Source organism: Ferrimonas marina (assembly GCF_900129905.1).
Classification (GTDB): Bacteria; Pseudomonadota; Gammaproteobacteria; order Enterobacterales; family Shewanellaceae; genus Ferrimonas; species Ferrimonas marina.
The window spans coordinates 508,608-528,052 of sequence record NZ_FQXG01000002.1 but is presented as its reverse complement, the minus strand read 5'-3'; the positions used below and the strand labels follow the sequence as shown (position 1 = coordinate 528,052).

Here is a 19,445-nt window from a genome sequence, read left to right as displayed (position 1 = left end):
TTAACCCTGTTTAATCATAAAGTAAATATATAACAAGCAAGTTGAGAATATTAGAGATGCTAAAGAAACTGAAAGGAAGTACCCTATTCTTCTAAGCCAAATAAAATGAATTTCTCCTAGCTTAACTTTTATCCATTCTTGCTTAATTGTTGTTTTTGTATCTGATGAGAGTGACTCAATTAGATGTTCTAGGTCTGCTTCTTTTTGCTCTATATTGTTGTTGCATATTATTAAGTCAATTCTCTTTAAATGCTCTATTATTTTGGCATGTTTTTCTTCATGTAATCTAAGGGTTATTTTGTGCTGTAAAGCCTGCATTTCTCTTATAGTATTTACTTCACTCTCTAAGAATGTTGCTCCTGATATTCCTTTAGATCTTGATGTTAACCATGAGACATGAATTTTTGAAACTAGGCTTATATATGTCGATACCTCATCGATAATAGCTTCACTCCAAGCCTGTCTAAATTCTGATATTTTGTTTTCTTTGGATATCGTTGTATTAACCACCGATATTAACCCGGCAACAAATGCGGCTATTACAGTTCCGATTCCAATATATACTGTTTGTGGTAGTGTGGATATTGTTTCATACATTTTATATGCCTGTTTTTTTACGTGGCCATGTATCTTGGTTGTGGTTGTTTACTTATAAAATTAAATTAATCCAATATACTGCTTAAGATTGCTTTTCTACCATATTAAAGAAGAGGGTTTGGATGTGGAAAAATATAAATTAATTATAAATCGCTTACTGTGTAGGTACATTGTATTCGGGCGACTCATTTTCACATCACTCTCATCGAAGATATCAAGTGAAGTACTTTGATAAGATGACTCTCTAAGAGCTAGCAATACAGCGTTACATCATAAAATTGATGTATCCTAGCGATAACTTGCTAGCTTGAACTTATCAGATGAGCAATATATATCAACATGATAGAACAGTTTTTGTGCAACTCAGTGAAAACTGTGATTAAAAGCTGTAATTTGAGTGAATCGTGTGCTGCCTGATTATTTTTTTAGTTAGTTGTTGGGGATTAGCACATAGTCCTAAAAGCCTCCTCAATACGCTGCTGCAGGAATGCCTTAGCTGGCCCGCCGCTGCGGCTGAGGCTCAGCAGCACGTAGCCGACCCGACCATCCTGCACCATGAAGTCCAGCGGCAACGGTCGGTACTGGTCGCGATAGGGTTCGGCGTCCAACAGGTGGTAGGGCAGCAGGGCATAACCACCGTTTTTGAGCAGCGCCAGCAGCACGTCGGTGTTGCTCACCCGTACCGTTTGGGCCGACATCGCCAGCGGGGTTTTGAGGATGTCGGCAAAGTTCTCGGCGAGGTACTGGCGATGGCGCTCCAGATCCGCCAGTGACACGCTCTGTTGCTGGGCCAGCGGCGCATCCTTGTAGGCAAAGAAGGCAAAGCGGGGATAGCCAAGGTTGGTGAAGCTCAAGCCCTCGGTGGGTACCACCTGTCCGGCGGTGAGCATCACGGCCAGATCCGCTTCCTTGCGCAGTAAGGCCGCTGCCGACTCCTCCCGGCTGCGATGCAGCCAGTTGAGCTGGGTGTGGGGAAAGGCGTCGCGAACCTGCGCATCCAAACTGCGGATCATCTCGCAGGGGATCGACATATCATGGTGCACGGTGAGCTCATGCTCGTGCCCCTGGGCGATGGCATCGCAGGCGTTTTCCAGCGCATTGAGCTGGTAGAGGATATGACGAGCCTGGCTGAGCAGGCTGTGGCCCTCGGCGGTGAGCGAGGGTGAGCGGCCACTGCGATCAAACAGGGTGACGCCCCAGTCGATCTCCAGATCCCCCACCTGGGAGTGCAAGGTGGCGCGGTCCTTTCTCAGTACCCGGGCGGCCTGGCTGAATGAGCCATGCTGCGCCACTGCAACGAAGGCGTTGAGTTGATCAAGGCTGGTTCTGGGCATCCCACACTCCGGTTATAGGCTGGTCTGGCGGATGGGTTATGCCAATGACTCAGCCAGTAGTTGTCTTATTGTGTTGGAAAATTTCCAACAAAGGCGAGGTTACATGCGGGATGGGATTCCTACAATAGGGCCAACCTTCACAGTTACAAAGGTGCTATCCCATGGCCCAATTCTCTAAAAAGCTGCTGCTGGTGGCATCCGTTGCCACTGCACTGTCTGGCTTTTCTACTGCTGCCTCCGCCTGTTCCCGCATTGTTTGGGAGACCGAAGAGCACGGCGTGTTCGTCTCCCGCACCATGGATTGGATGGAGGAGAACCAGCCCACCATCGACGTGCGTGCCAAGGGCCAGAGCTACCGCGGCTACGACGGTGACGACGCCCTGGAGTGGACCGCCAAGTACGCCTCCATCGGCGCCACCCTGTATGGTGTTGGCCTGGTGGATGGCTTTAACGAGGTGGGCTTCTCCGCCAATGCACTCTACCTGGACGAAGAGGTCCCGGGGGAGAAGCAGGCCGGCAAGGATCAGATCGTCAACGCCCGCTTTGTTGCCTACCTGCTGGACAGCTTCGCCACGGTGAAAGAGGCGCTGGAGAACATCGAGAGTCTGCAGATCCAGCAGTTCAGTGTTGACGGCATGGCAATGCGCGGCCACTACTCGCTGCAGGACGCCAGCGGTGATGCGGCGGTGCTGGAGTACATCGATGGCCAGTGGCAGGTTTACCACGGTAAGCAGTACAACGTGATGACCAACAGCCCCACCTTTGCCGAGCACCTGGCCAACTGGGAATCATCAAAGCCTGAGAGCAAAGCCGATGTGCATGGCAACTTTGCGCTGCCGGGCAACATCAATTCGGCCCAGCGTTTCATCTGGAACCGCTACATGTTCGAGCAACTGGAGCAGCCCAGCAGCTACACCAACGGCCTGGCCAAGCTGGACAGCGTCACCTACAAGATCCCGCTGGATGCCGCTAACCGCGAGCTGGGTGGAGTGATGACCGGCTATGCCACCATCTACGGGGTGGTGTACAACCTCGACCAGCAGGTGCTGAACATGCGCTACCAGTTTGGTGACACCTTCACCCACTTCAGTGTGGATCTGAAGCGTCTGAACGACGGCCACAACTACAGCATTCCGGCGGATCGCCCGGACCTGTTTGGCGATGTCACCGAGCGGATGGAGCAGCGCGATGGGGTGATGGCCCAGTTCCGCATCGACGGCTAACAGCGCAAGGCGTTGCCATCGAAGAAAAGCCCCGGGGGTGATCAGAGAGGATCGCTCCCGGGGCTTTTGCGTTGTGGTGTTAGGGGGAGCTCAGTCGTTGTCTGGGCTTTCGATAGGGTGGGTCAGGCCCAGCCGGTCATGCCAGGCGGCGATGCTCTCCTTGGGGTATTCGGCAAAGCAGGGGTCGCCCGGATTGCCCTCCACCTGCACCCAGTTGGCTTTACTGCCCAGCATCAGGTGGGTGTACTCCGGCGGGGTGGGCAGTTCGGTGTCGATGGCGGAGGCAAAGGGGTGCACCAGTTCCGGCCAGCGTGGGTCATACACCCAAAGCATGCTGCCGCAGTGGCCGCAGAAGTGGCGCTGCAGAGGGCTGCGCTGCCCTTCGTGCTCCACCTGGTACACCTTGACGTGTTCCTGGCCCTCTACCTTCAGACTGGGGTAGTGACCACTGAGGTTCACTGCATAACCGCCACTGCCCGCCACCTTGCGACAGATAGAGCAGTAACAACGATTGAAGGGGCAGGGGTGAGGCGAGTCGACGGCAAAGCGCACTTTGCCGCAGTGGCAGGAACCGGTGAGATGCATGGGGCTCTCCTAGAGATCATTTGACTCGATTGGGCCGATCGCTTTTTTGCGGCGAGATTGTCACCTTGTGACCTGTTGCCTCGGTTAAACTCCCTCAAAAACAATAATAATAGCGAACATTTCCGATGAGTCTGATTCCTCACAACCGTTTATATCTGGCGTTGTTTGCCTTCTTTGCCCTTATCGCCCTCCAGTCCGGCCTTATCGTTAATTGCTTTGGCGTGCTGAACTCCCACCTGCTGATTGGTTTTGCTGCCGCGTTGGCCGGAGTCTATGGCTGCTTGAAGGGGAAACTGCCTCGCTCGAGCTGGCCTGCATTGGATTGTGTGTTTTGGCTGCTGTTTGGCCCGCTTTTGGGGCTGATGGCTTGGATGTACGTGCTCACCAGTTGGGTACACCACCGCCCCCAAGCGAACGCGAAATCCCTGATGTACTGAGCTGGGCTGATGTACTGACCTAGGTTTATCGGCTTTGCTGCGGACCGAGCTGCTCATCTGAGTGAATGGCGAACTCGGTCCGACGTGGGTTGGGGCGGGTCAGGTTACGACTTGGGTTGGAGCGCTTTGAGCTGTTGCACCACGGCCTCGCCCAGGGCGTGGGCGGATTGCGGGTTTTGCCCGGTGACTACGCGTTGGTCCACCACCACGTGCTCATTCCAGGGAGCAGCGGCACTGAACTGGCCACCGCGCTGTTGCATGGCATCCTCCAGCAGGTAGGGCACCACGTCGGTCAGCTGCACCATCTCCTCTTCTTTATTGCTGAAGCCGGTCACCTTAACGCCGTCGATCAGGTAGCGGCCATCGGCCAGCTGCACATCCACCAGCGCGGCCGGGCCATGACAAACCGCCGCCACTACCCCACCGGCCTGGTAGACCTCGGTACTCACCTGCTGTACCGCCTCGGATTGGCGAAAATCCCACATGGTGCCGTGACCGCCGGCGTATACCACGGCTTGGTAATCTGCGCTGTCGACGCTGGCCAGCGCGTTAGTGTTCTTCAGCAAGGCGCTGAGCTGGTCATCCGCCAGGAAGCGATCCACCCCGGCATCGGCTTCGCGAAAGCTGGAGGGATCCACCGGGATGTCGCCGCCGGCGATGCTCACCACGTCGACCTGGTAGCCGGCCTCGGTCAGGACAAAGTAGGGGTGGACCAGCTCGGACAGGAACAGGCCGGTGGGCTTGGCGGTGTCGCCCATGGTGTCGTGGCTGGTGGAGACCAGCAGCACCTTATCGGCGGCGTTGGCGGGGAGTGCGGCAGCACCCAAGGTAAGGCTGGCAGCGGCCAGGACGGAGGTGATTCGGCTCATGGCATCTTCCTTTTGATGAGTTGGATAGCGATTGTTGGCCAGTCTAGGCGGCGGGCAGTATCATGAGAATTCTATTGCATCTATAAAGTCCATTCAGAAAATGAATATCCAGGGTCGGGATCTCAACCTGTTGCGCCTGTTCGATCTGCTCTATCGACTCCGCTCCCTCTCCGCTGCCGCCAAGGAGCTGATGATCAGCCAGCCTGCGCTGTCCCATCGCCTGGCCAAGCTGCGACATGAGTTTGATGACCCGCTGTTTGTGCGGGCACCGCGGGGGCTTACACCGACACCGCTGGCACACACGCTGGCGCCTCAGATCGGTGCGTTGATGGCACAGTTGGAGCAGTTCTATCAGCAGTCGGATGCCAGTGACTTCCTGCATAGCCAGGAGCTGTTGCGGCTCTACACCACCGACTACATGGAGCAGCATCTGTTACCGGGACTGCTGGCCACACTGGAACAGCAAGCGCCCAAGGTACAGTTGGTGACGCACCCCACCACCGGCGAGCTGCCCAAAGAGGCGCTGCAGCAAGGCCGGTGTGACCTGGCCATTGCCGGGTTCTACCAAGACCTGCCGCAGAGCTTTTACCAGCAGGCGCTTTGGCAGGATGAGTTTGTGGTGCTGGCGGACCGCGACAACCCGATTTTAGCGGGCAAGATGAGCCTGCAAGCCTACCTGGACTGTCCGCACCTGGTGACCACGCTCACCGGCGATCTCGATGGCTTGGTGGATAAGGCGCTGCGCCGCCAGAACCGGCAGCGTCGGGTTGTGGCGGGCCTCAGTAGCTTTATGACCCCGCCGCTGATGCTGGTGAACCAGCCCTTCGTGCTCACCTGTCTGGCCTCGTTGGCTCAGCGCGCGGTGGCAGCCAACCCGCAGCTGGCCATCTACCCCTGCCCCATCGAGCTGGCACCGGTGCAGATCGTGCAGATTTGGCATGAACGGACCCATCGCGACCCACTGCGACGCTGGCTTCGGGCCCAGCTCAAGGCCCAGGCAGAGTAGAGGCAGAGCGGGCGGCAGCTGGTGTGTTGGCTTTACGGTAGCGACTCGGTGAGTTGCCAGTGAAGATTGAATCCCCATCGGCAAAGCGATTTACTGTTCGCCATCGGGGACGACCCCGATCTGCTCCGAGGGTTGGGGCAGCACCTTATGACGGGGACGACCCCGCTATCCCAAGTTTTCGAGGCCAGGATGGCTCACTCTTTCTCTTTGTTGCGCGCCGCACTGATGGCGTGCCTGTTGCTTTGTTCCTCTTTCTTGACCGCTGCGCCACACAGCCACATGGGGACCCATGGCATGCTGCTGTTCGGTGGCGAAGCGGGGCTGGTTGCCTCTCATCTGCCGATGTACCACGTTCCCCACAATGCCCAGGTGCTGCTACGCCTCTCCCTTTCCGATAAGACATTAGATGCCAAGCTGCGACAGACACTGGATGGCTACGACGGCTACTGGACCTTGGTGCCTAAGCCCTTTGATCTGATGCGGCTGGCCCCGGATCACCCCGAGCCTCTGCGTCGCTTCCAGGCGGACCTGTACCAGGACCACTTCGAGCGGGGTGGCCAGCGGCGATACTCGTCGGTGTGGGTGGAAGTGGAGCTTATAGAGCGGTTTGCCCTGCTGTCGCTGGAGCCGGCGCAGCCGAATCGAGCCGTGGGCCACTACTGCACGCTGAGCATCGGTGATAGCCAATTCCTCTATAAACGGCTGGGGCAGCGGCCGGAGGCGGACCACTTCATCCGGCTTGATGGTGCCGCAGGCTCACCGACGGGATGTTTACCGGTGGCGGTGGATGACCAGGGGGCGGCCTCGGAGGCGTCACTGCGGCAGGTCTTGCTCACCGGTCCCGACGCTTTGGCTGAACCAAACAGCGGCGTTTCATTCCAGGCCTTACAACTGCAGACCCTCTACCTGGAGACCGGCGAGCTGCGGTAGGTGGACTTTGCTCGTAGGTGGCGACCGCGCCACATCCCACATCCTGGCGAGGCAGAGCAGCAGAGGGCGGGTGTCTGTGGTAGACTCGCCGGCTTTGTTGCGCTGGGCACCTCGATGGTAGGGGCGAGCTGCGCATTTCGTCCCTATGCTGGGTGTGAACCCGGCGCCACCGTGAGCTGCGACCATGTCCGATACCGCCTTCTCCAATTTGAATCTGTCTGAGGCCCTGCTGGCCAACCTGGACACCCTGGGTTACCGGCAGATGACGCCGATCCAGCAGCAGGCGCTGCCCAGCATCCTGGCCGGTGCCGATCTGGTGGGCCAGGCCCGCACCGGCTCCGGCAAGACCGCTGCCTTCGGTCTGGGGCTGCTGGCCCGGTTGCAGCCCAAGCAGTTCCAGGTGCAATCCCTGGTGCTGTGCCCCACCCGCGAGCTGGCGGATCAGGTGGCGGCGGAGCTGCGCCGACTGGCCCGTGCCATCCCTAACATCAAGATCCTGAGCCTCTGTGGCGGCTCGCCGCTGGGGCCGCAGGCGGCCTCGCTGGAGCACGGTGCGCACATCGTAGTGGGCACGCCGGGGCGCATCCAGGATCACATCAGCCGGGAAACCCTGGACCTGAGCGGGATCAGCGCGCTGGTGCTGGACGAGGCAGACCGGATGCTGGAGATGGGCTTCCAGGACGAGCTGGATTACATCCTGGCACGGCTGCCGGAGATGCGTCAGACCCTGCTGTTCAGTGCCACCTTCCCGGAGGAGATCAAGCAGATCGCCGACAGCTTCATGCTGCGCCCGGTGATGGTGAAAGTGGCGGGCCAGGCCACCCACGCCGACATCGAACAGCACTTCTACGAGGTGGCGGACAACGACGAGCGCACCCCGGCCCTGACCCGACTGCTGCTGCAGCACCAGCCCCAATCCAGCGTGGTGTTCTGCAACACCAAGAAAGAGGTGAAGGCGGTGGCCGGTGAGCTGCATCGTTATGGCTTTAGCGTACTGGCACTGCACGGCGATCTGGACCAGCGCGACCGCGACCAGATGCTGACCCGCTTTGCCAACAAGAGTGCCTCGGTGCTGGTGGCCACCGACGTAGCGGCCCGTGGCCTGGATATCGACGATCTGGATGCGGTGTTCAACTACCACATCGCCCACGACAGCGAGGTGCACGTGCATCGGGTTGGTCGTACCGGCCGGGCTGGCAGCCGTGGCATGGCGTTCTCCCTGTTCAGCGTCAAGGAAGCGGCCAAGGTGGCGCGACTGGAAGACTACCTGGGCATCAAGATCGACGGCGAAGCGCTGCCGCCGGCCAGCGTGCTCAATCAGCAGCCGGCCCCGGCGCCGATGGTGACGGTGGAGATCAATGGCGGTAAGAAGCAGAAGCTGCGCCCGGGGGACATCGTCGGTGCCCTGACCCGCGATGGCGCCGTGGCTGGCGACAAGATAGGTAAGATCCAGGTGACCGACATCCGCGCCTTCGTGGCGGTGGACCGTCGCAGCGGCAACAAGGCGGTGAACCAGATCAGCAAGGGCAAGCTCAAAGGTCGCAGCTTCAAGGCGCGCTTGATCCGAGACTAAGATTGCAGACAAAAAGGGCCCTCAAGCGAGGGCCCTTTTTATTGGTCGGACGCCAATCACTCAGTCCGCGTACTGCTCGGCGTACACTGCATCGTTGTACATGGCTTCTCCATAGCGCTCGGCACCAAAGCCGCGGAACACGGTTTGACCCGCATCAGAGGCGATGAACGCCAGCAGCTTCTCAGCGTAGGGCTGAGCCGGGGTAGCGCCCTTGGGCTGAACCAGGCCGTTGTAGGTATTGACCAGGTAGGTATCACCGCGGAACAGGATCTGGGTGTCTTTCAGCTCGGACTGGCCCACTACCCAGGTGCTGCTGTCGGTCATGAAGTAGGCCGCTTGCTTGTCGGCCTGGAGCAGGGTGGCCAGCATGAAGTCCTGGGTCTCCTTGTACCAACTGCCTTTGGGCTGTTCGGCCGCCATCTTCCAGATAGACAGCTCCTTTTTATGAGTTCCCGAGTTGTCGCCCCGAGACAGGAAGGGTGAGGCGGATTGGGCAATCAGGTGGTAGGCATCGGCGGCGTTCTTGGCGTTGCGAATGCCGGCAGGGTCGGTACTTGGGCCGACCAGATAGAACTCGTTGGAGCCAATCAGGGTGCGGTTGATGGCCCAGCCTTCGGCCACGGCGCGTTTCTCTGCGTCTGGAGCGTGCACCAGCACCAGATCGACCTGCTTGTCCTTAAGCAGTTGCAGAGACTTGCCGGAGCCGGCCTTGACCCAGCACAGGCGGGTGTCGTGCTGCGCGTTAAAGGCATCGGCCAGGGCCTTGAGCAGGCCTAGTTCACCGGGGCTGCCGGTGGCCAGGGTCACCGTGGTGGCACCGGTGCCGTAGTTTTCGGTGCATTGAGGGGCGGCCAGGGCCGGGGCGGTGGCCATCGCCAGTATCAGCAAGCTGGTTGCGTGTCGCATTTCATTTCTCCAGTGGATGTCCTTTCTCGTGCTGGAGTATGGCCAGGGCCGAAATGTCGTTGCGAACGCAAACTGCGGAAATGTGATGGGTTTTCTGTGTTTTTTTGCCCTTGCCGAATAAGTCGCTCAGGGTCTGTGGCCGCAAGGACAGAATGACCCGGCTGGCCGGTCGCGCCAGCGGGTCATAGCAAAGTCAGGGCTCAGTCCTGGATGGTCACCTTCTCGATGATGATGGGCTCCACCGGTACATCCTCGTGGCCGGCGATGGTGTCGGTTTTCACCCCTTCAATCTGCTTCACCACGTCCATGCCGGCGGTCACCTTGCCAAACACCGCGTAGCCCCAGCCGGCATTGGTGGTGGCGATGTGGTCGAGGAAGTTGTTGTCCGCCACGTTGATAAAGAACTGGGCGGTGGCGGAGTGGGGCGCGTCGGTGCGGGCCATGGCGATGGTGCCGGTGAGGTTTTTCAGCCCCTTGTTGGCCTCGTTGGCGATGGGCGCGCGGGTGGGCTTCTCCCGCATCTTGGCGGTCAATCCACCGCCTTGGATCATGAAGCCCTTGATCACCCGGTGGAAGATGGTGCCTTCGAAGAAGCCATCCTCGCAGTATTTGCGGAAGTTGCGGGCGGTGACCGGAGCGCGCTCGCTGTCCAGTTCGATGGTGATGTCGCCCAGGTTGGTGGTGAAGATGATCATGGGATTGCCTTGATTGCTGGCCGGGGCGGGTGAGAGCCCGCCCAGGGAAAAGAAAGTGGCGCAAAGATAGCAGAACGCCCCGACAGAGTCAGGGCGTTGTGCGCAGGGGAGGGTAGCTTCCCTTAGCGATGATTAAGGTTGATGGGGTAATCGGTGTTGTATCGCAGCTTGCCTCGCAGCGGCTCGGTGCCGTTGCTGCAGTACTGGGTGTAGTCCACGGCCAGTGCCAACAGGTTGCCGTGCGCGTCCCGTTGCAACTGGTGGATCTCAAACTCACCGTTGATGGTGTTGCAACCACGCCCCTCGCCGCTGAAGTTCACCCCCGGCTCGCCATCGCGGTTAAACGGGTAACGGGTTGCCCCTTCGTAGCGACCCTCGCGCAACGGGGTGCCGTCGCCGGATTGCAGATCCAGGCTCCAGTTGCGGTCGTTGTCGTAGCGCAGTCTGATGGTATCCAACTGCTCGCTATTGCTGTTGTTGGTGAAGTAGCCGTCGCGGCTGCTGAGGTAACGGCGCTTACCCTGGCCGATGTACTCGCCAGCCGGGCTGTCGAAATAGATAAAGCGCTGGTCGTCGGCCGCATCCCGCAGGGTTTGAGTGACGGTATCGCTTTGGCCCAGCTCATTGGTGACTCTCAGGCCAATTTCGATGTCGCCAGGCCGTCCCGGGGTGAAACCGGTGTGCAGCTCCGTTGGGGTCTCAAACACCAGGCCGGTATCGCTGATCTCGAACCATTCGATGTCGATCGCTTCGCCCTCCTTAGCATGGCTGCCTTTGGCGCTGAGCCAGGGGGTGTCGTCAACCCGGAACAAACCGCTTTGCGCCGTGAGCACCGGCACCACCTGGTCGCTGACAGTAAAGTTGGAGCGGGTGCTGACACTCAGCGACGTCCCGTTCTCGCCATAGGCAACAAAGGACTCCAACTGGTACGTCCGGCCCGGCTCCAGCGGCCGGGTGGGGGTAATGGAGAGCAGGCCGCCCTCTATAATGCTGTGGGCATCGATGTAGTCAAAGGGACTCTGGGTTGTCCGAAAGCTAACACTGGTGGCGATCCGCTCGATCGGGCGAGAAAGCTGTACCTGCATGGTGCCCTGGATCGGGTAGGCGCCATTGAGGTAGGCGTTTAGTTGGGCGACGAATTGCAGGTTGCTGGCCTTGTACTCCCGCGGATTGTTTGGGCTGGTCACGCCGGGGACGCGCCACAGCACCCCCTGACTCCGGTTGAGCCACTGGCTTTTCTCCACCCACTGTCCCTGCTGGAAATTGATCATGCGGGAATCCACCACAAAGTTGCTGGCCAGGGTAACCGGTGGCAGCCCTTGCGGTGTCAGCTCAGCCGCACCCTGGTGCGGGTACTCCATCAGGTAGCCCTGCCAGGGGGTACTTTGCTGGAACTGTACTGTCTGTTGCTTGAGCAGATCCTGAACTTCACCGCTGCCCTGGACCTGGTAGAACGCCCGCTCTGAGTCGACGGTCTTGCCGAAGGTGGAGGGCTGCAGGATCTGTTCCTCCTCAAAGCGGTGATACAGGGTGATGGCCTCTGGGTTGTGCACCTCGAGCGCGTAGCGGTTCGGGGTCAAACGCATGGTCAGTTCCAGGTGGTTGTCCAGTTGGTACTCACCGCCGTCCTTGAGCACGATATCGGACAGTCCCAACTGCACCGACAGGGTCTGGTCCTGTTGCTGGGATTCAACCTCAGTGATCTCGAACAGCAATGAACCGTCCAGTACCTCGGCAAACCAGGGCAGTTGGCAGTCCCGCAGGTGCAGCTGGTACTGGTCGCCGGCGCTGACCGCCTCACTGCCATCGTTGTCGTGCCATTGGGCTGAGAGGAGGCCGCCATTGCTGCAGATCGATTCCTCGATATGGCCGATCTGCGCCAGTTGCAGGTGGGTGTCGTGCAACAGCTCAGCAAAGGAGAGCTGGCGGTCCAGTACGTCGAAGTAGGCGCTCGCTGCCGGACCATAGGTGCGTTCCAGCTCAGGCTTCTCATCGGGGATATCCGGATTGTCGGGGCTATCGGATTCGGAGCTGCAGGCGGCCAGCAGCGACAGGGACAACAACAGGGCCAGAGGTTTGTGCACGGGCGAGTCTCTCATTCAGGCGAAGGCGCGTAGAATAATTGCGCAGCGCACGGATTGCTTGAGCGGCGTTCAAGGTTGAGAGTTTGCGCACGACTTGAGCAGCCAAGCCACTCAGCATGCTGCCAGGGCGTTAAGACCCTGGCTGTGCGGTGCAAATGCCCTGTGGCTGTGTTGCTGTCGACACCGTTCAGTGCCAACAGCAACGCGACGGCATCAGTCCTTGAGACTTAACCCGTAGCGGTGGATGGTGAAGCCATCCTCCTGGTATTGCAGCTGATAGGTGAGGCCTAACTTGGTCAGCACCCGGGCCGACGCGTGGTTCTCTGCCACTACCTCGCCAAACACCTCCTTGAAGTCCATGTTGCGGCGGGCGTATTCCAGGCAGGCCTGGTTGGCCTCGGTGGCGTAGCCTTTACCCCAGAAGTCCGGGTGCAGGCGGTAACCGATGTCGGTGCCGTTGAGGTGTGGCTCGTACTTGAAGCCGCAAAAACCGATGATCTGGCCGGTCTCCTTCAGAACCACCGCCCAGCGAGCGTAGCCATACTGCTGATACTCCTTGAGCCAGATGTCGGTGATGATGCCACGGGCCTGGTCAACGGTGGTGCACATGCCGGCGTCACCGGTATAGCGATTCACCTCTTCCGGGGAATTGAAGTGGTAGACAGCCGCGGCGTCATCCAGGGTGAAGCGGCGGATGAGCAGGCGGGGAGTCTCAGTAATGATGGTCATGGCCTTCCTTGTTGGCGTGGGGGATTCAGTCAGCTGCATGGTCGCGAGCCTGATCGCTTCACTCTAACCCGGGGAGGGCGGATTGGGAATCGGCGGGAACGTCGTTTTGTGGGCGACGAACCATGGTAAATAACGGTTTTGATGATGTTTTTGTCTTGTTGATGTGCCAGCGGAGTCACAGAACCCGGGCCGGTGGATGGGTAGGATCCCGCCACTTCTGAATCCTGCCGGTATCGTCGATGAAATCTTGCCTTCCCCTGTTGCTGCTGGTCAGCGCCCACGCATCCGCCGAGGTGCATATCCACGTTAACGCGCCCACTCACGGTGATGTGCAGGCCCCGGTGTATGGCGCGGGTCACTACCCCTGCCCACCGGTGGAAGCTGAGGTACCTCGCAGCTACAGCGGCATCCAGTACAGCCTGATGCGCTACGACCACGATGAGTTGGCGTCAGCCAAGCCGCAGGCCCTGACCCTGGTTTCCGGCTATCAGTTCGATGACTACTTTGCCCTGGAAGGGCGGGTGGGCACCACCATCATCAAGGACGACATCAGCGACGGCCAAAGCGCCAAGGTGGATTACTTCTTCGGCGGCTACCTTAAAGGCGGGCTGGCCAATCGCACGCCGTTCACTCCCTATGCCCTGTTCGGCGTAACCCGTGGCCGGGTAAGTCCGTCGCCGTCCGGCTCGAAAAGCGCCACCAGTTTGTCTTATGGCGGTGGTATCAGCCTGGCCTCCAGCGAGCGCTTTAGCATCGCGCTGGAGTACGTCTCCTACCTGGATGGTGACCGCTACGACTTGGCCGCTGCCTCCTTTGGCTTCCAGTATCGCTACTGAATGCGCTGACCGGACACAAAAAAATCCCGCGACCTTGTCGCGGGATTTTTTGATTCAGAGGAGGGGCGTTATGCCACACCCACCATCACGTTGGAGGCCTTCAGCACGGCGAACGCTTCTTTACCTACGGCCAGCTCTAGGTTGGTAACAGACTCGTTGGTGATCACAGAGGCGATCTCAACGCCTTCGGCCAGTTCGATCACGACTTCACTGTTGATGGCACCGGGGGTGATGCTCTTGATGGTGCCCTTGAGTTGATTGCGTGCGCTCAGCTTCATTGTTATTTCCATTGTTCGTGTTGAGGAGATGAGATGACGACTGGGCGCCAAACTCGGCGTAACCCTATGCCATACATCGGGAAAACCAAACCCATGATGCTCGCAATTGTAATCCAGGCGACAGTTTTGCTGATTCCATGTCTCAGGATTGAACTGGGGTCATGAATCGCATTTCTCGCCGTGGCGCTGTCATCGCTTTGTCATGGGGTGGCCACCGGGGCATTGCTCTCATCTCGACAGGGGCCAACCTGGCCGAACAGATCCGGGTTGTTGGTGAACAGGCCGTCCACCTGCCAGAGGCAAAGAGCGGTTTGCATCTCCCTGATGAGCGCGGCGTCGGTGGCACGGTGGGGTGAGGCGAAGGTATAGGGGATCACCGCCAGGCCCTGCTGATGACTGCGAGACACCAGGGTGGGGTCGGCTTCAATCAGTAGCTTGCTCGGACCCAGTGCGTCGGCGATGGTTGCGACCCGGGCCAGCCCTTCATCGCTGAGCCAGGGCGCGGCGCTGTCGCCATACACCAGGAACACCTGCGGCAACGACGACTGGAACTGCTGGCGAAGCCGCACCAGGGTGTCGAAATGAAACGACTGCACCACCACCTGGGGGCCGTGCTCACCCCGGGTTAGCCGGTGTCGTTCCAGCACATGCCAAAAGGCCTGGGCCATATCCAGCCCCTGCGCCAGGTAACGGTCGGGATACTTAAGCTCCGGCATGATGTCCGCCTTACCTTGAGCCAGGGCGATCACCTCGTCCAGGGTGAGGATGCGCTCGCCGGCATAGGCCTCAGACAGCCAGCTGCCCGCATCCAGCTGTTTGATCTCCGCCAAGCTGAAGTCGTAGGCAAACCATTGCCGAACCGCCTTAGCGCCCCGTTGCACCCGTCGGTAGCGCTGGGGAAACAGGGTCGCCACATTGGTGGTGCGCTCCAGCGTGGGGTCATGCAGCGCAATCAAAACGCCATCCCGGGTCATCTGCAGATCCGGCTCGATAAAAGGCGCGCCCATCTCAATGGCCATTCGGTAGGCGGCTGCGGTGTGCTCCGGGGCATAGGCGGAGGCACCGCGATGGGCGATGTTCAGCGGCGTGTCAGTCTGGCGCAGCGGGTTGCTCTGAGCTTGAACTGAAATGACCGAATCCAGACTCAGAGCCAGAGCCAGGCACAGCAACAGAGCTTGGGCGATGACTCGGTTCGGGTGTTGGCGATTTGTCAGCATCGATGTTGGCATCGTCGGTTTTCTGCTCCTTGTGTGCAACCCGGTTGATCCCGCGCAAGCCCCTGGTTGTTGTCGCCGGCCCGGTCTGCCTTTGCCCCCTATACTCAACACTAGGTAACCATGGGGGACATTATGATGACAACGCCCTTGTGCCATGACTGTCAGGCGCAGTTGAAACAACAGACCGATAAGCCACACCACAACCTCACCGAGTTTGCCCATCACGAAGCCAGTACCGTGGATGGCGGCTTCTCCGAGCATGAATATCGCTGTCAAAGCTGCGGCCATGTGCTGCGCAAGATGGATGGCATGATCATCGACAGCGGTTGGAGCGAGATGCCGGGCACCTAACCTCGCTGACTCAAGACAAAACGGGAAGCCTGGGCTTCCCGTTTTTGTTGCTTGGGCCCGACAGACCGGGGTTTCCTCGAAGTAAGCTTGATTCTTATCAACCACTTGTAATGCAACTGCCAGCACGATTGGGTAAGGTGACAGCAGGGTTCTAACGTCCGGATCAGGCCGTTAGGGAGTCGGCTGCGGCCAGGCATGGCGGCAGCGCAGTTCAGGGAATTGAACATGAAGAAGTGGTTTAGCACCCTGATGCTGGTGCTTTGTGTCAGTGCCTGCGGCGGCAGTGGGGGCTCATCTTCAACCGGCGGCAATGGTGACAATAACGGCAGCGGCACCACTGGCGGCAGCAACAATGCCCCAACCGTTAGCTTGGCGACCGATGCCATCGAGCTGTTGGCTGGCGACAGCACCCGGGTGGCCATCACCCTGGAGGACGAAGACGGCGATGCATTAACCGTCTCGCTGGCCTCTTCTGACCCGGTGGTCAGTGCGCTGCACCAGGAGGGCGAGCTGATCATCAGTGCCAAGGCGGTGGCGGAGCAACTGGAGGCGATCGTCACGGTGACCGTCTCAGACGGAGCGCTGCAGGCCCAGGCTCAGCTGGCGGTGACGGTATTGCCGTTCCAGACGCTCTCAGCGCGCATGGTGGGGGAGACCCATCTTCAGATCTTCCGTGGCAGCCAGGGCGTGTTCCAGTTCGAACTGGAGGCGGGCACTGTACCCAAGGAACAGCTTCAGTTTGATCTGACCTTTGAGACCTATGGTGCCCCTTCCTCGGTGCCCTATGAGCTCGATCTCACCAACCAGACCATCACCATCCGGCCGGATTTCAGCATCAATGACCAGCACACCGCCATCCTGGGCATCAGCGATGGGGTGAGCCGGGTTGAGTTGCCCTTCAGCTTCCATGCCGTGGTTTCCACTGGCAGCGCCCCTATCCTGGATCTGCCCCTGATCACCTTCCTCTCCCCGGGACAGGAGAAGGTGTTCGATTACGCCAGTGGCTTGTCGGCTAACGAGGCGGCGCTCAAGGTGGTGTCGGTGGAGACGCGGATCGGCAGCGATGCCGGCTTGATGGTCTCCTTTGATAATGACGCCCGACAGCTGCGCTTTAGCGCCAGTGCCGATGCTCAGCCGGAGATGTTGCAGTTGGCGATCCAATCCGAGGACCTCTCCAGCGTTGTGTATACCGGCTTCTACCAGGTGGTGATCAAGGCGGCGCAATCGGCCCAGGAGTCAGCGCTGGAGGAGCAGTTGCATCAAACCTGGCTGAGCCTGGCCCAGGGGATGGAGTACGACCGGCTGGCGTTCTGGTTGATAGACCTGCTGGAGCTGCGCGGCGAGTTCAGCCGCGATGAGGCCCGCAGCCATCGCAACCGGATTAAGGACACCCATTTTGTGGTCTACAGCTACCACGCCGAAGCACTGGCCTGTGTGCAGCAGGCGCTGGAGCAGGGCCTGCCGCCCTACACCCGACAGTGGGGCGCCCAGACCTGCTTTGCCGGCGAGCGCAGCACCGCCGATGAGTCGACCGGGCAGATGAGCAACCACTACGCCGACAGCCATAACCTGGCCCAGGCCCAAGCGGGGCTGGAGCAGATCGCCCAGGCCTATCTCGATCTCGGTCAGATGGAGGGCAAGGACACGGCGGACCTCACCAACGAGCTGATCGCCCTGGCCAAGGCGCACGTGCCCGAACTGGCCATCGCCCCTTTGGGCACACACTATCAACTCAATACCTTAAGCGATGGCCGCAGGAGCCGCTTTGCTGGCAATGCCCTTTACGGTGAACAGGTGGACGGCCAGTGGCAATACCACGCCGAATGGGCGCTGCTTGAGGTGATCACGGATCTGGTGAACGAGGGCTACCATGGAACGTTTTAATCCTTGTCCGTCCCCTGATCGGGGTCGTCGCTCGAGCATTCAGACGCTGCTGGCGGGTTCATTGATGCTGGGATCCTGTCTGTTGCCGGTCAGTGCGGCCGAGCTGATCCTCCATTGGGACGCTGCACCGGAGGATGAGTCGGCCCAGCTGCAAACCCTCTCCAATCAGCTGGGGTTAGAGCTGGAGCATCGTCGTGCTCTGCACAGCGCCTTTACCCTGGTCAGCGTGGAAGGGGAGAGCGACAGCGCGATCGCCTTGCTCAGCGACAGCGGTCAGTTCCGCCATGTGGAGCCGGTGCGCACCATCGCTCCACCTAAGCCGGTGGTGAGTGAACCGATCCCACAGGTGAAGGGGGATACGCCGCCCATTGGTACCTTCGCCCTGCCCACCGAGCGCTTTAACGACCCGCTCTACCCAAAGCAATACTACCTGGATGAGCAGCTGCCCGGGTTCTGGGGCCTGTCCAATATGGCCGAGGCCCGGGCCTATGCCGAGCAGCACCGAACCCTGGAGCGTAAGGTGCGGATCGCCATACTGGACACCGGTGCCTGGCCCCATGAGGACATGCAGTGGTCCAGCGACCAGGCCAACATGGTGGCGGACGGCTACCGCTGCCGGGATAGCTCGGCACTTATCGATTGCCCCTCTGGCAACCTGGAGCGGATGACCCGCTCCAACGACGCCATCGACAAGCAGTGGCAGTACGACAGCTTTGAGGGCAAGTACACCCCGTATGTGGACGGCCATGGCCTGGCGGTGGCCTCCCAGATCGGCGCCATCAGCGATAACGGCCTGGGCATGGTGGGCAACCTCAGCCACCAGATGCTGGAGCTGGTGCCGGTGCGGGTATTGGGTGCTACCGGAGGCAGCACCATCGACATCGCCGACGGCATTCGCTGGGTCAGTGGTCAATACGCCGGTAGCGACCTGGCCCCCATCTCTGCGCCGGTGGATGTGATCAATATGAGCCTGGGGGCGCACGTGTTCTTCTCCTGCGAGGCCGAAAGCTACCTGTATGAGGCGATCCAGGCGGCCAAGCAGCAGGGGATCTCAGTGGTGGCGGCGGTGGGCAACGAGGAGATGAGCGCGGATTGGTCTACCCCCTCCTACTGCGATGGCGTGGTGGCGGTGGGCAGCAACCACATCGGGGGCGATCTCTCCAGCTTCTCCAACTACGGCGCCGCGGTGGACGTCACCATGGCCGGGGAGGGGATCACCACGGCGTACGTCAGCACGGACCTGCTCACAGACCCGGATTGTGGCCAGGGCGCGGAAGGTTGCTATGGCTTCAGCACCGGCACCTCCATGTCGACCCCTAATGTAGCCTCGGTGCTGGGGATGCTGAAGCTGGTCCACCCGGAACTCAGCGCCGAAGAGCGCGAGGCGATGCTGTACCAGACCGCCCGGCCTTTTGACACTACCACCCAGGGGATCCCCTCCCGGGCGGCGGCTTTAGGCGCGGGCCACGGCGTGGTCAATGCGCTGGCAGCGCTGAAGTCGGCCGACCCGCTTGATCTGTCCGGCAGTCAGCTTTATCACCGCCACGCCGACTTCGACACCCCGGCCCAGCAGCAATACCTGTTGGCGATGCAAAGCCATTTGCCAAGGCTGTGTGACACCATCGATGTTGAGCTGGGCTGGCTGGAGGGTGCTGTCGCAGGGATTCACTACGAGCTGGTGCTGGCGGATGGCGACCTGGCCTCGGCCCCGGTGGCTAAGCAAAGCAGCGAACCCAAGCTGGCGCTCGACACCCAGGGCTTTGCCCGGATGGGTGTGCGCGCCTGTCGTGACAGCAGCTGCGGCGCCCTGACCGAGCTGCCCCTGGCCTCGGTCGCCAAGCCGAGCCTGTGCCAGCCCTAGGCCCATCGCGCGAAGGTCAGTTAAACGGCAACAAAAAGGCCCGCACTCGC

19 protein-coding genes are annotated in these 19,445 nt (G+C 59.8%); 9 read left to right on the top strand and 10 right to left on the bottom strand.

The features are described from left to right. Both BUC04_RS23550 and BUC04_RS06035 read right to left on the bottom strand, forming a co-directional pair. Positions 1 to 597, bottom strand: coding sequence for a hypothetical protein (locus BUC04_RS23550; RefSeq protein ID WP_143165552.1), 597 nt, complete (start codon positions 595 to 597; stop codon positions 1 to 3). Between the two features lie 443 nt (positions 598 to 1,040). Beyond that, on the bottom strand, positions 1,041 to 1,931 hold the full coding sequence (locus BUC04_RS06035; protein ID WP_067659314.1) for a LysR family transcriptional regulator: 891 nt from the start codon (positions 1,929 to 1,931) through the stop codon (positions 1,041 to 1,043). Positions 1,932 to 2,092: 161 nt separating this feature from the next. Between BUC04_RS06035 and BUC04_RS06030 the strand changes: the two genes are divergently transcribed. Continuing rightward, on the top strand, positions 2,093 to 3,154 hold the full coding sequence (locus BUC04_RS06030; protein WP_067659311.1) for a linear amide C-N hydrolase: 1,062 nt from the start codon (positions 2,093 to 2,095) through the stop codon (positions 3,152 to 3,154). A gap of 90 nt (positions 3,155 to 3,244) precedes the next feature. Here BUC04_RS06030 and BUC04_RS06025 read toward each other — a convergent pair whose 3' ends face one another. Then, positions 3,245 to 3,739 (bottom strand): GFA family protein, encoded by a 495-nt coding sequence (locus tag BUC04_RS06025; RefSeq protein WP_067659309.1) that lies wholly within the window; start codon positions 3,737 to 3,739, stop codon positions 3,245 to 3,247. A 125-nt stretch (positions 3,740 to 3,864) separates the two neighbouring features. Here BUC04_RS06025 and BUC04_RS06020 point away from each other — a divergent pair, with 125 nt between their 5' ends. Next, positions 3,865 to 4,176 (top strand): hypothetical protein, encoded by a 312-nt coding sequence (locus BUC04_RS06020; protein WP_073325643.1) that lies wholly within the window; start codon positions 3,865 to 3,867, stop codon positions 4,174 to 4,176. 104 nt (positions 4,177 to 4,280) lie between these two features. Here BUC04_RS06020 and BUC04_RS06015 read toward each other — a convergent pair whose 3' ends face one another. Further along, positions 4,281 to 5,045, bottom strand: a complete 765-nt coding sequence (locus BUC04_RS06015) for a type 1 glutamine amidotransferase domain-containing protein (RefSeq protein WP_082766649.1) — start codon at positions 5,043 to 5,045, stop codon at positions 4,281 to 4,283. A 100-nt stretch (positions 5,046 to 5,145) separates the two neighbouring features. On the opposite strand from BUC04_RS06015, the gene BUC04_RS06010 reads away from it, so the two are divergent. From BUC04_RS06010 to dbpA, 3 genes are all read left to right on the top strand, one after another. Further along, positions 5,146 to 6,051: a LysR family transcriptional regulator gene (locus BUC04_RS06010; protein ID WP_067659305.1), complete on the top strand. Its 906-nt coding sequence runs from the start codon at positions 5,146 to 5,148 to the stop codon at positions 6,049 to 6,051. 189 nt (positions 6,052 to 6,240) lie between these two features. After that, complete coding sequence (locus tag BUC04_RS06005; RefSeq protein WP_143165551.1) at positions 6,241 to 6,981, top strand: hypothetical protein; 741 nt, start codon at positions 6,241 to 6,243, stop codon at positions 6,979 to 6,981. Between the two features lie 184 nt (positions 6,982 to 7,165). Beyond that, entirely contained in the window at positions 7,166 to 8,554 is a 1,389-nt protein-coding gene (dbpA, locus tag BUC04_RS06000) for an ATP-dependent RNA helicase DbpA (RefSeq protein WP_067659300.1), read from the top strand. Positions 8,555 to 8,614: 60 nt separating this feature from the next. On the opposite strand, the gene BUC04_RS05995 is transcribed toward dbpA, so the two are convergent. The 4 genes from BUC04_RS05995 to BUC04_RS05980 all read right to left on the bottom strand — a co-directional run bounded on the left by BUC04_RS05995 (position 8,615) and on the right by BUC04_RS05980 (position 12,968). Next, entirely contained in the window at positions 8,615 to 9,460 is an 846-nt protein-coding gene (locus tag BUC04_RS05995; RefSeq protein ID WP_067659297.1) for an ABC transporter substrate-binding protein, read from the bottom strand. Positions 9,461 to 9,660: 200 nt separating this feature from the next. Continuing rightward, on the bottom strand, positions 9,661 to 10,155 hold the full coding sequence (locus tag BUC04_RS05990) for a peptidylprolyl isomerase (RefSeq protein ID WP_067659294.1): 495 nt from the start codon (positions 10,153 to 10,155) through the stop codon (positions 9,661 to 9,663). Positions 10,156 to 10,277: 122 nt separating this feature from the next. Next, positions 10,278 to 12,239, bottom strand: coding sequence for a hypothetical protein (locus tag BUC04_RS05985; RefSeq protein ID WP_067659291.1), 1,962 nt, complete (start codon positions 12,237 to 12,239; stop codon positions 10,278 to 10,280). A gap of 213 nt (positions 12,240 to 12,452) precedes the next feature. Beyond that, positions 12,453 to 12,968, bottom strand: a complete 516-nt coding sequence (locus tag BUC04_RS05980) for a GNAT family N-acetyltransferase (protein WP_067659289.1) — start codon at positions 12,966 to 12,968, stop codon at positions 12,453 to 12,455. A 239-nt stretch (positions 12,969 to 13,207) separates the two neighbouring features. Here BUC04_RS05980 and BUC04_RS05975 point away from each other — a divergent pair, with 239 nt between their 5' ends. Next, positions 13,208 to 13,804 carry an outer membrane beta-barrel protein gene (locus BUC04_RS05975; RefSeq protein ID WP_067659287.1) on the top strand — a complete coding sequence of 199 codons (597 nt, stop codon included), beginning with the start codon at positions 13,208 to 13,210 and terminating at the stop codon, positions 13,802 to 13,804. Between the two features lie 68 nt (positions 13,805 to 13,872). Here BUC04_RS05975 and BUC04_RS05970 read toward each other — a convergent pair whose 3' ends face one another. Then, a complete protein-coding gene (locus BUC04_RS05970; RefSeq protein ID WP_067659284.1) occupies positions 13,873 to 14,082 on the bottom strand; it encodes a TOBE domain-containing protein in 210 nt (69 codons plus the stop codon). Between the two features lie 200 nt (positions 14,083 to 14,282). After that, positions 14,283 to 15,299, bottom strand: a complete 1,017-nt coding sequence (locus BUC04_RS05965; protein WP_067659281.1) for a glycerophosphodiester phosphodiesterase family protein — start codon at positions 15,297 to 15,299, stop codon at positions 14,283 to 14,285. Between the two features lie 132 nt (positions 15,300 to 15,431). Between BUC04_RS05965 and BUC04_RS23865 the strand changes: the two genes are divergently transcribed. The 3 genes from BUC04_RS23865 to BUC04_RS05950 all read left to right on the top strand — a co-directional run bounded on the left by BUC04_RS23865 (position 15,432) and on the right by BUC04_RS05950 (position 19,395). Next, positions 15,432 to 15,650: a hypothetical protein gene (locus tag BUC04_RS23865; protein WP_159437657.1), complete on the top strand. Its 219-nt coding sequence runs from the start codon at positions 15,432 to 15,434 to the stop codon at positions 15,648 to 15,650. A 225-nt stretch (positions 15,651 to 15,875) separates the two neighbouring features. Continuing rightward, positions 15,876 to 17,534, top strand: a complete 1,659-nt coding sequence (locus tag BUC04_RS05955) for an Ig-like domain-containing protein (protein ID WP_067659275.1) — start codon at positions 15,876 to 15,878, stop codon at positions 17,532 to 17,534. Then, positions 17,521 to 19,395 carry a S8 family serine peptidase gene (locus BUC04_RS05950; RefSeq protein ID WP_082766647.1) on the top strand — a complete coding sequence of 625 codons (1,875 nt, stop codon included), beginning with the start codon at positions 17,521 to 17,523 and terminating at the stop codon, positions 19,393 to 19,395. The genes BUC04_RS05955 and BUC04_RS05950 overlap by 14 nt, the downstream gene beginning before the upstream one ends. Positions 19,396 to 19,445 lie beyond the last annotated feature (50 nt).

What these genes read in the sequence shown, in the direction of transcription:
- BUC04_RS23865 (WP_159437657.1), top strand. Translation starts at nt 15,432, where the DNA reads ATGATGACAACGCCCTTGTGCCATGACTGTCAGGCGCAGTTGAAACAA.
- BUC04_RS05995 (WP_067659297.1), bottom strand. Translation starts at nt 9,460, where the DNA reads ATGCGACACGCAACCAGCTTGCTGATACTGGCGATGGCCACCGCCCCG.
- BUC04_RS05980 (WP_067659289.1), bottom strand. Translation starts at nt 12,968, where the DNA reads ATGACCATCATTACTGAGACTCCCCGCCTGCTCATCCGCCGCTTCACC.
- BUC04_RS06020 (WP_073325643.1), top strand. Translation starts at nt 3,865, where the DNA reads ATGAGTCTGATTCCTCACAACCGTTTATATCTGGCGTTGTTTGCCTTC.
- BUC04_RS05955 (WP_067659275.1), top strand. Translation starts at nt 15,876, where the DNA reads ATGAAGAAGTGGTTTAGCACCCTGATGCTGGTGCTTTGTGTCAGTGCC.
- BUC04_RS05990 (WP_067659294.1), bottom strand. Translation starts at nt 10,155, where the DNA reads ATGATCATCTTCACCACCAACCTGGGCGACATCACCATCGAACTGGAC.
- BUC04_RS06025 (WP_067659309.1), bottom strand. Translation starts at nt 3,739, where the DNA reads ATGCATCTCACCGGTTCCTGCCACTGCGGCAAAGTGCGCTTTGCCGTC.
- BUC04_RS06030 (WP_067659311.1), top strand. Translation starts at nt 2,093, where the DNA reads ATGGCCCAATTCTCTAAAAAGCTGCTGCTGGTGGCATCCGTTGCCACT.
- BUC04_RS06010 (WP_067659305.1), top strand. Translation starts at nt 5,146, where the DNA reads ATGAATATCCAGGGTCGGGATCTCAACCTGTTGCGCCTGTTCGATCTG.
- BUC04_RS05970 (WP_067659284.1), bottom strand. Translation starts at nt 14,082, where the DNA reads ATGAAGCTGAGCGCACGCAATCAACTCAAGGGCACCATCAAGAGCATC.
- dbpA (WP_067659300.1), top strand. Translation starts at nt 7,166, where the DNA reads ATGTCCGATACCGCCTTCTCCAATTTGAATCTGTCTGAGGCCCTGCTG.
- BUC04_RS05975 (WP_067659287.1), top strand. Translation starts at nt 13,208, where the DNA reads ATGAAATCTTGCCTTCCCCTGTTGCTGCTGGTCAGCGCCCACGCATCC.
- BUC04_RS06035 (WP_067659314.1), bottom strand. Translation starts at nt 1,931, where the DNA reads ATGCCCAGAACCAGCCTTGATCAACTCAACGCCTTCGTTGCAGTGGCG.
- BUC04_RS06015 (WP_082766649.1), bottom strand. Translation starts at nt 5,045, where the DNA reads ATGAGCCGAATCACCTCCGTCCTGGCCGCTGCCAGCCTTACCTTGGGT.
- BUC04_RS23550 (WP_143165552.1), bottom strand. Translation starts at nt 597, where the DNA reads ATGTATGAAACAATATCCACACTACCACAAACAGTATATATTGGAATC.
- BUC04_RS05950 (WP_082766647.1), top strand. Translation starts at nt 17,521, where the DNA reads ATGGAACGTTTTAATCCTTGTCCGTCCCCTGATCGGGGTCGTCGCTCG.
- BUC04_RS06005 (WP_143165551.1), top strand. Translation starts at nt 6,241, where the DNA reads ATGGCTCACTCTTTCTCTTTGTTGCGCGCCGCACTGATGGCGTGCCTG.
- BUC04_RS05965 (WP_067659281.1), bottom strand. Translation starts at nt 15,299, where the DNA reads ATGCTGACAAATCGCCAACACCCGAACCGAGTCATCGCCCAAGCTCTG.